At 71.7% G+C, this 13885-nt stretch carries 16 protein-coding genes; 7 read left to right on the forward strand and 9 right to left on the reverse strand.

From position 1 onward, the window contains the following. Window positions 1–19: 19 nt before the first annotated feature. Window positions 20–1048, reverse strand: a complete 1029-nt coding sequence (locus WQO_RS32575; RefSeq protein ID WP_032748113.1) for a S66 family peptidase — start codon at window positions 1046–1048, stop codon at window positions 20–22. Between the two features lie 224 nt (window positions 1049–1272). On the opposite strand from WQO_RS32575, the gene WQO_RS32580 reads away from it, so the two are divergent. The 6 genes from WQO_RS32580 to WQO_RS37440 all read left to right on the forward strand — a co-directional run bounded on the left by WQO_RS32580 (window position 1273) and on the right by WQO_RS37440 (window position 4432). Then, complete coding sequence (locus WQO_RS32580) at window positions 1273–2172, forward strand: siderophore-interacting protein (RefSeq protein WP_010059192.1); 900 nt, start codon at window positions 1273–1275, stop codon at window positions 2170–2172. Window positions 2173–2310: 138 nt separating this feature from the next. Beyond that, window positions 2311–2529 (forward strand): MbtH family protein, encoded by a 219-nt coding sequence (locus tag WQO_RS32585; RefSeq protein WP_010059194.1) that lies wholly within the window; start codon window positions 2311–2313, stop codon window positions 2527–2529. A gap of 140 nt (window positions 2530–2669) precedes the next feature. Beyond that, window positions 2670–3233: a nitrobindin family protein gene (locus tag WQO_RS32590; RefSeq protein WP_058954180.1), complete on the forward strand. Its 564-nt coding sequence runs from the start codon at window positions 2670–2672 to the stop codon at window positions 3231–3233. 87 nt (window positions 3234–3320) lie between these two features. Next, window positions 3321–3749 (forward strand): DUF4190 domain-containing protein, encoded by a 429-nt coding sequence (locus WQO_RS32595; RefSeq protein ID WP_010059196.1) that lies wholly within the window; start codon window positions 3321–3323, stop codon window positions 3747–3749. A 51-nt stretch (window positions 3750–3800) separates the two neighbouring features. Next, window positions 3801–4187, forward strand: a complete 387-nt coding sequence (locus tag WQO_RS32600) for a VOC family protein (protein WP_010059197.1) — start codon at window positions 3801–3803, stop codon at window positions 4185–4187. 167 nt (window positions 4188–4354) lie between these two features. Beyond that, complete coding sequence (locus tag WQO_RS37440; protein WP_370454205.1) at window positions 4355–4432, forward strand: 50S ribosomal protein bL37; 78 nt, start codon at window positions 4355–4357, stop codon at window positions 4430–4432. 124 nt (window positions 4433–4556) lie between these two features. Here WQO_RS37440 and WQO_RS32605 read toward each other — a convergent pair whose 3' ends face one another. The 8 genes from WQO_RS32605 to WQO_RS32640 form a co-directional block, all read right to left on the reverse strand. After that, window positions 4557–5501, reverse strand: a complete 945-nt coding sequence (locus WQO_RS32605; RefSeq protein ID WP_010059198.1) for a PfkB family carbohydrate kinase — start codon at window positions 5499–5501, stop codon at window positions 4557–4559. Beyond that, window positions 5498–6487 carry a zinc-dependent alcohol dehydrogenase family protein gene (locus WQO_RS32610; protein WP_010059199.1) on the reverse strand — a complete coding sequence of 330 codons (990 nt, stop codon included), beginning with the start codon at window positions 6485–6487 and terminating at the stop codon, window positions 5498–5500. The genes WQO_RS32605 and WQO_RS32610 overlap by 4 nt, the downstream gene beginning before the upstream one ends. Continuing rightward, window positions 6484–7368, reverse strand: coding sequence for a carbohydrate ABC transporter permease (locus WQO_RS32615; protein ID WP_010059202.1), 885 nt, complete (start codon window positions 7366–7368; stop codon window positions 6484–6486). The genes WQO_RS32610 and WQO_RS32615 overlap by 4 nt, the downstream gene beginning before the upstream one ends. Continuing rightward, on the reverse strand, window positions 7365–8330 hold the full coding sequence (locus tag WQO_RS32620; RefSeq protein WP_010059204.1) for a carbohydrate ABC transporter permease: 966 nt from the start codon (window positions 8328–8330) through the stop codon (window positions 7365–7367). The genes WQO_RS32615 and WQO_RS32620 overlap by 4 nt, the downstream gene beginning before the upstream one ends. Then, a complete protein-coding gene (locus WQO_RS32625) occupies window positions 8327–9691 on the reverse strand; it encodes an ABC transporter substrate-binding protein (protein ID WP_029182157.1) in 1365 nt (454 codons plus the stop codon). The genes WQO_RS32620 and WQO_RS32625 overlap by 4 nt, the downstream gene beginning before the upstream one ends. Window positions 9692–9815: 124 nt before the next feature. Next, the gene (locus WQO_RS32630) at window positions 9816–10577 is read right to left on the reverse strand and encodes a DeoR/GlpR family DNA-binding transcription regulator (RefSeq protein ID WP_010059206.1); all 762 of its coding nucleotides are present in this window, start codon (window positions 10575–10577) and stop codon (window positions 9816–9818) included. 264 nt (window positions 10578–10841) lie between these two features. Continuing rightward, on the reverse strand, window positions 10842–11741 hold the full coding sequence (locus tag WQO_RS32635) for a TIGR03620 family F420-dependent LLM class oxidoreductase (protein ID WP_029182158.1): 900 nt from the start codon (window positions 11739–11741) through the stop codon (window positions 10842–10844). A 102-nt stretch (window positions 11742–11843) separates the two neighbouring features. Continuing rightward, window positions 11844–13046, reverse strand: coding sequence for an erythromycin esterase family protein (locus WQO_RS32640; protein WP_010059208.1), 1203 nt, complete (start codon window positions 13044–13046; stop codon window positions 11844–11846). A 58-nt stretch (window positions 13047–13104) separates the two neighbouring features. On the opposite strand from WQO_RS32640, the gene WQO_RS32645 reads away from it, so the two are divergent. Further along, the gene (locus tag WQO_RS32645) at window positions 13105–13881 is read left to right on the forward strand and encodes a TioE family transcriptional regulator (protein WP_010059209.1); all 777 of its coding nucleotides are present in this window, start codon (window positions 13105–13107) and stop codon (window positions 13879–13881) included. Window positions 13882–13885: the final 4 nt, after the last annotated feature.

Consider the following 13885-nt stretch of genomic DNA (forward strand, 5'->3'; position numbering starts at 1 on the left):
CCGCCTCCGCCGACGGCCGTCAGCCGAGCGTCTGTGTGACTTCGCTCCGCGTGGCGGTGTGCACGACCCGGCACCGGGCCCCGTTGACGAGCGGCAGGTACGGCGGCACATGGCCGCATTCGACGTCGGCGACGATCGGCACGTGCAGCGGTCCGAGCGCGTCCAGCACGGCCTGGTGCTGGGAGAGCGAGGCGGTGTCCGGGGCCGCCGTCCGGCCGACGAGCACGGCGTTCGCGGCCTCGAAGAATCCGGCCATGCGCATCCCGTGCAGATAGCGGCAGATGGCGAGCGCGTCGTCGCCGGCAGCCTCCACGTACACGAGAAGGCCCTCCGGGGCGTGCGTCCGGGCGAACGCCGAGGTGTCGAGGTACGGCGTTCCGGTGAGGTTGCACATCATCTCGATGCAGCCACCGATCAGCCGCCCCTCGACGTCCACGTCGCCGCTGCTGTCCAGCCGGGTCCACCGGCCCGGGACGCCGAGCGTGAGCGTACGGGCGTCGGGGTGTGCCGCCCAGTCGTCCCAGCCCGAGGCCCGGTGCCGTTCCGGCGGAATCTGGGTGAAACGGTGGCCCGGCGGGGCGGCGACGACGTCGAACCAGGACACCAGTCCCTCCGGCGTCCGGTACGGGGTGTCCATGAGGTTGTTCCCGTGCACGGTCGCCACCCCGGTGAGCAGGGTCAGCGGCGTCATCACCGTCGACATGTCCGAGTAGCCCACCACCCAGGTCGGTTCCGCTGCCCCCACCGCTTCCCAGTCGATCAGCGGCAGCAGGTCGATGGCGGTCTCCCCGCCCCACGGCGGCACCACGGCCCGGATGCCGGGATCCGTCAGCATCGCCGTCAGCTCGCCCGCCCGGTCGGCCACGGGCGCGCTGACATGACCGGAGCCGTCCATGCACCGGCCGACGACGACCTCGTACCCCCGCGCCTCCACATCGCGCACCGCCACGGCGAGCCGCTCACGCAACTCCTCGGGCACTCCGCTCGAAGGGGAGGTGACGCCGACGCGGTCACCGGGGCGCAGGGGGCGCGGGTATCGAACGGGCATGCGGTGGATTCTGGCACGGCGCCCCCGTGCCCCGTCAGGGCACTTCGCCCGGGGCGTGAGCCGGGCGCCACCTGAGCCCCGACTGCGAAGCGGATGCTGCCGTCAGGGCAGTGCGGTCTCGAACCGCTGCGCGCAGAAGGTTAGGCTGACCTAAGTCCAATCGGTTCCCTCGTCCCCGCGGGCGAGGCGCTCAGGCCGACCACGCGTACGAAGGGGCAGTGTCCATGACGATCCACCGAGCCGTCGTCGCCCGAGTGCAGCCGCTCACCCCGAGCATGACCCGCGTCACCCTCCACGGAGAGGGTCTTGCGGGCTTCCGGACCACCGGGGTCGGCGACGAGTACGTGCGGATCTTCCTCCCGCACGGCCCGGACCGCACCGACGTCTCCCTGCCCCGGACCACCGAGCAGGGCGGCTGGGAGACCCCCGAGGGGCAGCCCGTCGCGCCGATGCGCACCTACACGATCCGTGCCGTCCGCCCGGAGGCGGGCGAGGTCGACATCGACTTCGTGCTGCACGAGGGCGGTGTGGCGTCCGGCTGGGCCGCCGAGGCGCGACCCGGTGACGTCGTGGGCGTCAACGACCCCACCGGGCTCTACAGCCCTCCGGACGATCTCTCCTGGCAGGTGCTGGTCGCCGACCAGACCGGTCTGCCCGCCGCCGCCCGGCTGCTGGAGAACACTCCCGAGCATGTCCGGACCCGGGTGGTCCTGGAAGCGCCCGACCCCTCGGCCGTGCTGTCTCTGCGCGAAGCGGCCGACTCCAAGGTGACCTGGACCTACGGCGGAAACGGCCACGGACCGAGCCGCCTGGCCGACCTGGTCGCCGCCGCCGTTCCGCCCGGCACGGACCTCGCGGGCGGGTACGTCTGGGTGGCCGGGGAGACCAACGCCCTGCGTGCCGTGCGCCGATACCTCCGGCGCGAGCTGGGGCTCCCCGCGGACCGCTTCAAGGTCGTCGGCTACTGGATACCGAACTCCGACACCTGGTCCGAGCGGTACGAAGCCCTGCCCGACGCCGTGCGCTCCGAGCTGGAGGCGCTCTGGGACAACCCTGCGCCGGGCGGCGAGGCCGAGGACCTCACCATCCGCTACGAAGCCCGCCTCAGCGACCTCGGGCTCTGACCGGCCAGGCCCCCCGATGGGGCAGTGAAATCCCCAGACGTGCAGGTGAGTTGGGGAATCCGGTGGGGAGATCTCTTAGGGATGGGTAGGGTCGCTTCGCCAAGTAAGGCAGCCTTACCTGAAGTTGTGGAGGAAGCGGTGACCAATCCGTTCGATGACGAGGACGGCACCTACCTGGTGCTCGTCAACGACGAGGGGCAGCACTCCTTGTGGCCGGCGTTCGCCGAGGTGCCTTCCGGATGGACCGTGGCGCACCCGGAGAGTACCCGTCAGGCCTGCCTGGACTACGTGGAACAGAACTGGACCGACCTTCGGCCCAAGAGCCTGATCGAGAGCACGGCGGCCGACTCCGCCTGAGAGCCGGTAGGGGACGCGCCCTCTGTCCGATGGCCCGCACCCCGTGTGCGGGGCCATCGGCGTGCTCGCCGCACCGTGACCCCGCACCCCCTAGGCTGCGACCGGCACCGGCCCCGACGGATTCAGGAGCGCACCCCCGCATGAACCACCCCGTCCGCGACGTCCCCTTTCCCTTCCCCGACGCGCTGAGCACCGACGCGTCCCCCGCGCCGCACCCCCTGCTCGCCCCGGTGACCGGATTCCTCGGCACCTGGCGGGGCACGGGGAGCGGCGGGTATCCGACGCTGGAGGCGGACTTCACGTACGCGCAGGAGGTCACGTTCAGCCACGACGGGCGGCCCTTCCTCGCGTACGAGGCCCGGGCCTGGCTGCTCGACGCGGACGGGAAACCCCTGCGCCCGTCCGCCCGGGAGACCGGCTGGTGGCGGCTGCAGCCGGACGGCCGGGTGGAAGCCCTGATCACCCAGCCCACCGGCATCGCGGAGATCCTGTCCGGCCACGCCCGCGACGGTGCCGTCGGCCTCGCCACCGAACAGGTCTCCGTCGCCCCCACCGCCAAACAGGTCGACGCCACCCGCCGCCACTACACCCTGACGGGTCCGGACACGCTCGCCTTCGTCCACGACCTCGCCGCGGCAGGCCGGCCGCTCCAGCACCACCTGTCGGCCGACCTCCGCCGAACAGCGCCCGGCCAGGGCGGGTAGTCGCCGGAGCGTGACCGAAACGGCGGCATGGCAGAGGGGCTACGGGGCAGGTGGACGGGAAGCCAGGAGAACAGGAGCACCCTCCCGATGTCCCTTCCCTCGTACCCGGATTCCCCGTACTCGGCGCCGCCCGTATCCGACCACGACCCCTACGGCGGTCAGCAGCCCGCCCGGACGAACGGCTTCGCCGTAGCCGCCCTGGTGCTCGGTCTTCTCGCCTGCCTGTTCTTCTGGACCGTCGTCGGCGGACTGCTCCTCGGCCTGCTCGCCGTCGTCTTCGGCATCATCGCCGCGCTCCGCACCCGTCAGGGCCGCGCACCGCGCCGCGTGATGGCCATAGTCGGCGCCGTGTTCGGTGCCCTCGGGCTCATCGGGTCGGCGATCGTCCTCGTGGTGGCCGTCTCCGTGTTCGACTCCCAGGAGTTCAAGGACTTCGAGAAGTGCGTGGACCAGGCCAACGGGCAGACCGCCGAGGACCGGTGCACGGAGGACTTCATCGACGAACTGAGCAACTGACGGATCCCGGAGGAACCGCCGCCCCTCGGGGCGGCGGCGTACGCTCGGCCCATGGTGCATGTACTGGGCAGCAGGATCCTGCTCCACCCCACCGACCCCGACCGTTCCCGCGCCTTCTACGGCGAGGCCCTGGGCCTCGCCGTCTACCGTGAATTCGGTACGGGCCCCGAGCGCGGCACGGTCTACTTCCTCGGCGGTGGATTCCTGGAGGTCTCCGGCCGGGCCGAGGAGCCGCCCTCGTCGGCCGTGCGGATCTGGCTCCAGGTCGACGACGCCGAGGCCGCCCACGAGGAACTGCGGGCGAAGGGCGTCACCGTCCTGCGACCCCCGAAACGCGAGCCCTGGGGACTGGTCGAGATGTGGATCGAGGACCCCGACGGTGTGCGGATCGCCGTCGTCGAGGTGCCCGACGACCACCCCCTGCGCTACCGGCCCTGACCGCCGGTCGCCGCACATCAGTCCACCCCTGCCCGGCACCGCATCGCCGGTTGCACGCGCACCGGGTGTTTGCCACGGTGTGGGTGGGTAGGCGGCCCGGTGATCACCGGGTGACCTCACCCGCCTGACCGTCCGCACCAAGGCACCGAGCAGATAAGGAGGGTTCGATGTCCTCGAAGCGACGTCGTAAGAAGAAGGCCCGCCGCAAGAACGGCGCGAACCACGGCAAGCGTCCCCAGAGCTGAAGGGCCGGGACGCGCAGCGGCCCCGCCGGACCGATCGTCCGGCGGGGCCGCTGCGGTTTCCGTGGGCCGGGGGAGGGCCGTGCGGAACTCGGGTCCACCTCCTGATGCCCGGTGGGCGCCCGATTCACACCCCAAGCGGGGCCGTGGGTTCCGTTCCCGCCCTGGCGCAGACCGAGGCGGCCGTGGCGGCGGCGTACTCCAGCATCGCCCGGGCCTCGGCGCCGGTCAGCCCGGTCCGCCACCCGGTCTCCGCCCCGAGCCAGGCCAGCATCCCCGCCATGAACGCGTCACCCGCGCCGATGGTGTTCACCACCCGCACCGCAAGGGCGGGGACGGAGACCGCCGGAGCGTCCCGGACGTACGCGGTGGCGCCCCGGGCACCCCGGGTCAGCACCACCAGCCGCCCCTGCCCGGCGAGCCTCCGGCAGCTCGCCTCCGGCTCCGCGTCCGGCCACAGCCGCACCAGATCCTCGTCGCTCGCCTTCACGACCCCCGCGAGCGCGCACAGCTCACGCAGCCGCTCCAGGCTCCGTACGGGGTCCAGGGTGCGGTCCTCGCGCACATTGGGGTCCACCGCGAGCACACCGCTCCGTGCGGCCGCCCGCGCGGTGGCGGCCACGACCTCCGCCGCCGACTCGACGACCGCGGCGAGCCCGCCCACGTACACCGCGCCGAAACGCGACACCTCCGCCGTGCGGTCGGGCAGGGCGAAGGTCGCCGTGTCGCCGAGATGGAAGCGGTACGTGTTCCCGTGGTCACCCGGGTCGGCCACCGCGAGCGCGGTGGGCAGCGGCGGGCGGGCGCTCAGCGAGAGATCGACGCCTGCCCCGGTCAGCCACGCCTCGATGCGGCTCCCGAAGGCGTCGTCGCCGAGCCCGCCCACGAAGGACGGTCGCCCGCCGAGCCGGGCCAGACCCACCGCGACGTTCGCCGGCGCACCGCCCGGCTGGGCCACCCGGACCGCGGCGTCCTCCCCGGCCGGCACCAGATCCACCAGCGCCTCGCCGAGCACCAGGACCGAGCGGGGGTCCCGGCGGGGGCCGGGACCCGTGGAGGCGGTGTCCGTCACGGCTCCACCACGATCTTGCGGCCGATCCCCGCCTGGAACCGCTCGATCGCCTGCGGGTACTGCTCCAGCGGCAGCCGGTCGCTGATGAACACCGACGCGTCCAGCACCCCGCTCGCGAAGAGCGCGGCGGCCCGCTCGTAACTGTGCAGGACCGCCATCGACCCGGTGATGGTGATCTCCTGGTTGTAGATCTTGTACGGCTCGATCACCGCCGTCGTGGCGTAGTCGGAGACCCCGAACTGGAGGAACGTCCCGCCCTTGGCGACCCTCCCCAGTCCGTCCTGGATCGCCCCCGCGTTGCCGGTGGCGTCGATGACGACGTCCCAGCCGCCCGGGCGGTCCAGCTCCTCGGCGCGGGCCGCGGCCCCGGTGCAGCCGAGCGTCGTCGCGGTCGCCAGCCGCTGTGCGTTGATGTCCAGCACGTCCACCGAAGCCGCGCCGGTGCGCTTGGCCAGCTCCAGCATCATCAGCCCCATGGTCCCGGATCCGTAGATCAGGACTTGGGCCCCGAGGTTGCCGTTCAGGACGTCGTAGCCGCGCACCGCGCAGGACAGCGGCTCGATCAGCGCCGCGTCGCGGACGTCGATGTGCTCCGGCAGGCGTACGCAGTTGGCGACCGGCGCCACCGCGTACTCGGCCGCGCCCCCGGGCACGGTGACGCCGATCGCCGCCCAGTTGTCGCAGAGGTTGCCCCGGCCGGAACGGCAGTAGCGGCACTCGTGACAGTGCAGCGAGGGGTCCACGGCCACCTTGTCGCCGACGGACAGCTCGGTGACGTCCGCACCGAGACCCACGACCTCCCCGGCGAACTCATGACCCGGCACGATCGGCAGCGTCGGGGCGAACTCGCCCTGGAGGATGTGGAGGTCGGTGCCGCACAGCCCGCACGACGCCACCTTGACGACCACGTCACGCGGGCCGGGGGTGGGGTCCGGGACGGTGGTCACGGAGACCTTGCCGACGGCTTCGACGATGGCTGCCCTCATTTGACTGCTCCCAGCGAGAGGCCCTGGACGAGTTTGTCCTGGGCGGCGTAGCCGGCGACGAGCACCGGCAGGGACACGACCACGGACGCCGCGCACAGCTGGGCGAGGAAGAGCCCCTGGCTGGTGACGAAGGTGGTCAGGTGGACGGGGGCGGTACCGGCGACCACGCCGGTCAGCACCCGTGCGAACAACAGCTCGTTCCAGCTGAAGATGAAGCAGATCAGGGCGGTCGCGGCGATTCCGGGACCGGCGACCGGGGCGACGACCCGGCGCAGCACCGTCGGCAGCCGGGCCCCGTCGACCTGCGCCGCCTCGATGATGGAGACGGGCACGTCCGCGAGGAAGGACTGCATCATCCACACCGCGATCGGCAGGTTCATCGAGGTGTAGAGCAGCACCAGCAGCCAGATGTTGTCCAGCAGCCCCGTGTTCTTCGCGAACAGGTACACCGGCAGCAGGCCGGCGACGACGGGGAGCATCTTGGTGGACAGGAAGAAGAACATCACGTCCGTCCACTTGCGCACCCGCCGGATCGACAGCGCGTACGCGGCGGGCAGCGCGAGCAGCAGCACCAGCACGGTCGAGAAGAACGAGGCCGCCAGCGAGTTGACCAGCGGGGGCCACGGCGTCGGGCCGCCCCCGCCGCCGAAGAACGTGCGGTAGCCGTCCAGGGTCAGCGCGGCGGCGAGCGACGGCGGGTTGGTCGCCGCGTCGGCCTCCGCGTGGAAGGACGTCAGCACCATCCACAGGGCCGGCAGACAGAAGCCGATGCCCACGACCCAGGCGACCACACCCAGGGCCGCCGAGCGGCGACGGGCCTTGCGCTCGGGCCCGGTGGCGGACGACGTGACGGACGGGGAAGTCGCGGTCGAGGCGCTCATGCGCGGCTCGCCTCCTCACGGAAGAGGGAGGAGACCACCCGGAGCGCGAAGGTGGCGATGATGATCGTGCCGATCACCACGACCACGCCCGCCGCCGACGCCAGCCCGTACTCGTGGGCCCGGTAGAAGGTCTCGTAGACGGTGTACGGGAGGTTGGCGGTGCCGAGGCCGCCGGAGGTGATCGTGAACACCGCGTCGAAGTTCTGCACGATGTACACCGACCCGAGCAGGATGCCGAGTTCGAGGTAGCGCCGCAGATGCGGCAGGGTCAGATGGCGGAAGATCTGCCAGGGTCCGGCCCCGTCCAGCCGCGCGGCCTCGATGATCTCGGCGGGGCGGCTCTGCAGCCCGGCCAGCAGGATCAGCATCATGAACGGCGTCCACTGCCACACGAGCGACGCCTCGATGGCGATCAGCGGCATCTCGGACGTCCACTCCGGCTGCGCGATCGACTCGATGCCGAACAGCTCGCCGAACCAGGTGAGGACGCCGTTGAACAGCCCGTACTCGGGGTTGTAGAGCGCGTGCTTCCACAGCAGCGCGGCGGAGACCGGCACCAGCAGGAACGGGGTGATCAGCAGCGTGCGCACGAACCCCCGGCCGAAGAACGTGCGGTCCAGGAGCAGGGCGAAGACCAGCCCCAGCACGACGCTGACGATCACGACCGTCGCGGTCAGGACGACGGTCGTCACGACCGACTCGCGCAACGCCTCGTCGGTGAAGACGGACCCGTAGTTGGAAAGGCCGGTGAAGTGGCGCTTCTCCGGCTTGAGGGAGTTCCAGTCGAAGAGCGAGATCACCAGCGTTGCCACGAAGGGCAGTTGGGTGACGGCGATCAGGAAGATCAGTGCGGGCAGGAGAGGCGCGCGGGTCGCCCAGGCGCGCCGCCGGTCACCGCTGCCAGGCTTCTTCGCCGGAGCCTGCGGGGAGGCCGTGGTCTCTCTCGTTGCGGTGACGGTCATCGGTACTCCTCCGCGACCTTCTCGGCCAGCTTCTGGGAGGCGGCGAGCGCGGCGTCCACCGACTGGCGGCCCGCGATGGCGGCGCTGATCTCCTGCGCCACCCGGGTGCCCAGATCGGTGAACTCCGGTACGCCGACGAACTGGATGCCCGCCGTCGGGCGGGGCTGGGTGCCCGGGTTCTTCGGGTCGGCCTCGGAGATCGCCCGCTCGGTGACATCGGCGAACGCCCCTGCCTCCGCCCGGTAGTCGGGGTTGGCGTAGGTGGAAGCCCGTTTGCCCGCGGGGACGTTGGGCCAGCCGCTGGTGGCGCCGACGAGCTCCTCGTACTCCTTGCTGGAGGCCCAGGAGACGAACTTCCAGGCGTCGTCGGACTTCTTGGACGCCTTCTGCAGGCCCCAGGCCCAGGTGTAGAGCCAGCCGGAGCTCTTGGTCTCCTCGACGGGGGCGGGGACGTACCCGATCTTCCCCTTGACGGGGGAGCCCTTCGCCTCCAGGGATCCGGCGCCCGCCGTGGCGTCGTACCACATGGCGGTCTTGCCCTGCGTCATGTTGTTCAGGCACTCCGCGTACCCGGACTGCGGGGCGCCCAGCTCCCCGTGTTCGCGCACGAGGTCGACGTAGAACTTCGTCGCCTTCTTGAACTCCGGTGCGGTCAGGCGCGGTTCCCAGTCCTCGGTGAACCAGGTCCCGCCCATCGTGTTGACGACGGTGGTCAGCGGGGCGATGACCTCGCCCCAGCCGGGCAGCCCGCGCAGGCAGATGCCCTTCATCCCGCGCTCCGCGCCGTCCGTCCGCTCGGCGAGCTTCGCCACCTCCTCCCAGGTCGGCTTCTCGGGCATGGTGAGGCCCTGCTTCTCGAAGACGTCCTTGCGGTACATCAGGAAGGACGACTCGCCGTAGAAGGGCTGGGCGTAGAGCTTGCCGTCCTCGGCGGTCAGCGACTCCCGCAGCGGCGCCAGGATGTCCTCCTGGTCGAAGGCCGTGTCGGCCTCGGCGTAGTCGTCTAGGGGGTGCAGCCAGCCGTTCTTCGCGAAGAACGGCAGCTCGAAGTTGCTGATGGTGGCGACGTCGTACTGACCGGCCTGGTTGGAGAAGTCCTGGCTGATCTTGTCGCGTACGTCGTTCTCGGGCAGCACCGTGAAGTGGACCTTGATGCCGGTCTCCTTCGTGAAGTGCTTCGCGGTGAGTTTCTGCAGCTCGACCATCTGCGGGTTGTTCACCATCAGTACGTTCAGCGCGTCGCCGCCCCCGAAGGAGGTCCCGCCCGCTCCGGCGCAGCCGGTGGCGAGCAGGGCCAGTGCGGCGGTCACGGCGCACGTCCGCCCCCGCATACGTGGTCGGCGGCGTCCTGGATGAGGCATGGGGGCTCCTGATCAGTCGTAGCGGCTCGGTGATCGGGTGGAACAGGGCATGGCGAGCCACGCCCCGGCGGGTGGGGGAGTGGAGCGGTGGTACGGGCGCCCAGCGAGCGGGCGGTGGGGACGGTCAGACGCGGATGACCTGGGGGCCGAGCAGGGAGTAGCGCTGGGCCTCGGCCGAGGGGAGTCCGGCGTCGGTGACGATCGCCTCGAAGTCACCGACCCCGGCGAAGCGGCAGAAGCTCACCGCGCCGAACTTGCTGTGGATCCCGGCGAAGATCCTGCGCCGGGAGCTGCGCAGAGCCTGCGCCTTGACCTCGGCGACGGCGGGGTCCGGGGTGGTGAGACCGTACTCGCGGGAGATGCCGTTGGCCCCGACGTACGCCAGGTCGATCACGAATTCCGAAAGCATCCGGGAGGCCCAGTGGTCGACGGTCGCCATCGTCGAGCCGCGGACCCGGCCCCCCAGCAGCAGCACCGAGGTCTTCTCGACCGCGGCGAGGGAGGTGGCGACGGCCAGGGACGCGGTGACCACGGTCAGCGGCCGGTCCTGGGGGAGCGCCTCGGCGACGAGCTGCGGGGTGAAGCCCTCGTCGACGAAGACCGTCTCGGCGTCACCGAGCAGATCGGCCGCCGCGGCCGCGATACGCGACTTCTGCGGAACGTTACGGGTGGTGCGGACGGCGAGCGTGGTCTCGAAGCCGGCCGACTCCACCGGATAGGCGCCGCCGTGGGTCCGGCGGACGAGCCCGTGCTCCTCCAGTACGTGCAGATCGCGGCGGACGGTCTCCTTGGCCACCTTGAACAGGTCCGCGAGGGCGTTCACCCCGACGGACCCCTCGCGCCGGGCCGTGTCCAGAATTCCCCGACGGCGTTCCTCGGTGTCCACGGCGCACTTCCCTGGTCGCTGCTGCGCCCGTTTCGGGCGGAGCCCGTCAGTCCGTTCGGGCTCATGTGTCGTTTCTACAAGCAGTGCAGGGGCCACGACCAGCCGCTTCACCGAATCCCCTCGGCCCGTTCGTGCCCGCTTTCCGAGGGTGATCGTGCTGGTCAGGCCCGGACAGCCGCCGTGTCGGCTGTCCGGGCCGCCCGATTTCGCTCGTTCACCGTCCGAATGGTGCCCGAATCGTGGGACGGCGGTGTACGCGGGCTGTCAGAGTTCGGAGCCGAACGCCTCGGCCAGCGCGCGCCATTCGGCGCGCGGCAGGCCGGCGCCGCCCGCGTCGGCGGTGAGGATCTGCAACGCGACATGGTCCGCGCCCGCGTCGAGGTACTCCCGCGTCCGGCGCGTCACCACCTCCGCGTCGCCCAGCGCGAAGAGGGCGTCGAGGAGACGGACGCTGCCGCCACCCTCGAAGTCGCCTTCCGTGAACCCGAGGCGCAGCAGATTGGCCGTGTAGTTGGGCAGTTGGAGATACATCCCCAGCATGGTCCGCGCGGTGGTGCGGGCCCGGTCGAGGTCCGTGTCCAGGACGACGGTCAGCTCCGGGGCGAGCAGGGCGTCGGGTCCGAGCGCCGCACGGGCCTCCGCGGTGTGCTCGGAGGTGACGAGGTAGGGGTGTGCCCCGAGCGACCGGTCGGCCGCGAGCGCCAGCATCTTCGGCCCGAGAGCCGCCAGGACGCGATGGCCGGTGCCCACGAACGGCTCTGCGGCGTCGAGCGCGTCGAGATAGTCCACCATCGCGCTGTACGGCTTCGCGTACTGGGGCACCATCGGGCCGTGGCTGACGCCCAGCCCGAGGACGAAGCGGCGGCGCGCGTCCGGACCGATCGCCGAGACCGCGGCCGCCACCTCCTCCGCTGTGTGGTTCCAGATGCTCAGGATGCCGGTGGCGACGGTGATCGAGCGGGTGGCGGCCACGACGGCGGCGGCGTCGCCGGGCGTCGGACTGCCCCCGACCCAGACGGTGCCGTACCCCAGTTCATCGAGTTCGGCGAGCGCCTCCGCGATCGCCTTCCCGCCCGCGTCGTCCACGCGTGACGCGTGGAGGGCGCTGCTCCAGATTCCCACGCGTCCGAAGGTGCTGCCCGTTCCGGTCGTCTCAGAAGTCATGGTGTGATCAACAACGGCCCGGCCCGACTATTCCTGGGCGGGAGGGCCTTTCACCCGACCGGATGTGCGGGCCCGATCCCGCCGGGGCCGTGAGGCGCAGCCTCAGTCCTCGGGCACGTCCTTCATGAAGACGACCCCGTCGATGCGGGCCAGGTGCGCCGGGTCGAGCGGGGCATAGCCGAAGTACGGGGACGTGCGCCGTGCGGGGCCGGTGGCGGCGAGGGCGGCGCCCGACGCGGAGGCGTCCACCAGACAGGCCTCGGCAGGGAGCGCGTACAGGGCGCCTTCGAGGGTGTCCGGCGGCGGGACGTCGACGCCCTGGTGCCGCATCGTGCCGAAGGCGGTGGCCAGGAAGCCGTACTCCTCAGCCAGGCGGGTGTGCACGATGGCGCCCGCGCTCCACCACTCCAGCCGCTGCCCGCCCATCCGCATCGAGCTGATGTCGCGCTGGAGATGGCTGTTGTGCGCGTGGACCAGGACCGGCCCCCGCTCCGCGAGCGCGAGGAGATTGTCGGCCATCATCTGATCCCGCAGGCCCGTCAGCCGCGCCAGCCGGCTCGGCGAGGCGTCGGCCATCCCGTGGTGGTACCGCAGCAGCCCCGACGCGGCCCGCGCCCACAGCCGCGCCCGGTCGAACGCGTCTCGTGACGTCGCCGCGATCAGGTGGGGCGCCCAGGCGTGGAGGAGCGCCCCCAGATCGTCGGCGAGCAGCCGCAGTTCCCCGGCCTCGGCCGACCGCCCGGAGGACGCGGACGGATCCCACATCGCCGCGGGGTCGGTCCACCGGTCGTCGGGGCCGAGCAGGCGGTCGAGCGTCCCGGCGGTGCAGGGAAGCAGCCCCGGGTCGACCTGGTCGGCGAGGGTGCGGTGGAGCGCGGTGAGGGTCTCCCGGGGGCTCGCGGCCCAGGCCATCTCCAGCGGACCGTCGAAGCCGGCGAACCGGACCTGGTCGGACGCGGGCCGGCCGTCGTTGAACGCGCGCATCCAGCACACCAGTTCACGACTCGCTGCGGATTTCCCGAATCCGTGGCTGAACCCCCGCTCCAGTACGACGTCCAGCGCGCCCGCGCCCGACGTCACGTAGTCGTCCACCAGCAGCCCCGCCACGCAGTCGCTCTCGACGGCGATGGTCCGGTACCCCTCCTGTTCGACGAGTTGCCGGAAGAGGGAGTTGCGCAGCCGGAGCGGGGCGTCCACCCCGTGGGTGGGTTCGCCGAGGGCCAGCATCCGGGGCGGGGAGGCGAACAGCCGCATGACGGAGGCCGCATCGACGGCGTGGGCGATGTCCTTGATGTCGTCTGCCATGGCTTCAACCGTATCGTTGAACCTTCGCTGAAAACTTCTGCGCGATATCCTCGACCGCATGCGGCAGAACCTTCAAACGGCAGGTCGCCTGCGCCCCGTCGACCTGGCCCGTCGGCACGGTCTGTCGACCCAGGCGGTGAGGAACTACGAAGCGGCGGGCATCCTCCCGCCCGCCGGGCGCACCGCCCACGGCTACCGCACCTACGCACCGCTGCACGCCGACGCCCTGGGGACATTTCTCGCCCTGATCCCCGGCCATGGGCACGCGACCGCGACCGCGATCATGCGGGCGGTGAACCGCGACGAGCCGGCCGAGGCGTTCCGGCTCATCGACGGGAGCCACGCACAGCTCCTGGAGGACCGCAGGACGCTGGACGCCGTCGAAAGGGCCCTCCGCGACCTGGGGCCCGGAGCCGTGCCCGCACCCGACGACGACGGGGCGGGCCCCGGCGCGATGTACGTCGGACCGCTGGCGGGAAGGCTGGGCATCCGGCCCGCCACGCTGCGGAAGTGGGAGCGCGCCGGGATCGTGACCCCGCGCCGCGACCCGCGGACCGGATACCGGGTGTACGAAGCGGCCGACGTACGGGACGCCGCCCTGGCCCACCAGCTCCGGCGGGGCGGCTACGGCCTGGAGCGGATCGCACCGCTCATCGCTCAGGTGCGGGCGGCCGGCGGTCCGGAGCCGCTGGCCGCCGCCCTGGACGACTGGCACGCCCGGCTGGCCGCCCGCGGGCGCGCGATGCTGACCGGGGCCGCCGAGCTGGACAACTACCTCCGCGAACGTGAAAGGCCGGTGCGGGCTCAGGGCCCGCACCGGCCACAGGACACATGAGCAG

The sequence above is a fragment of the Streptomyces globisporus C-1027 genome (genome assembly GCF_000261345.2).
Taxonomy (GTDB): domain Bacteria; phylum Actinomycetota; class Actinomycetes; order Streptomycetales; family Streptomycetaceae; genus Streptomyces; species Streptomyces pakalii.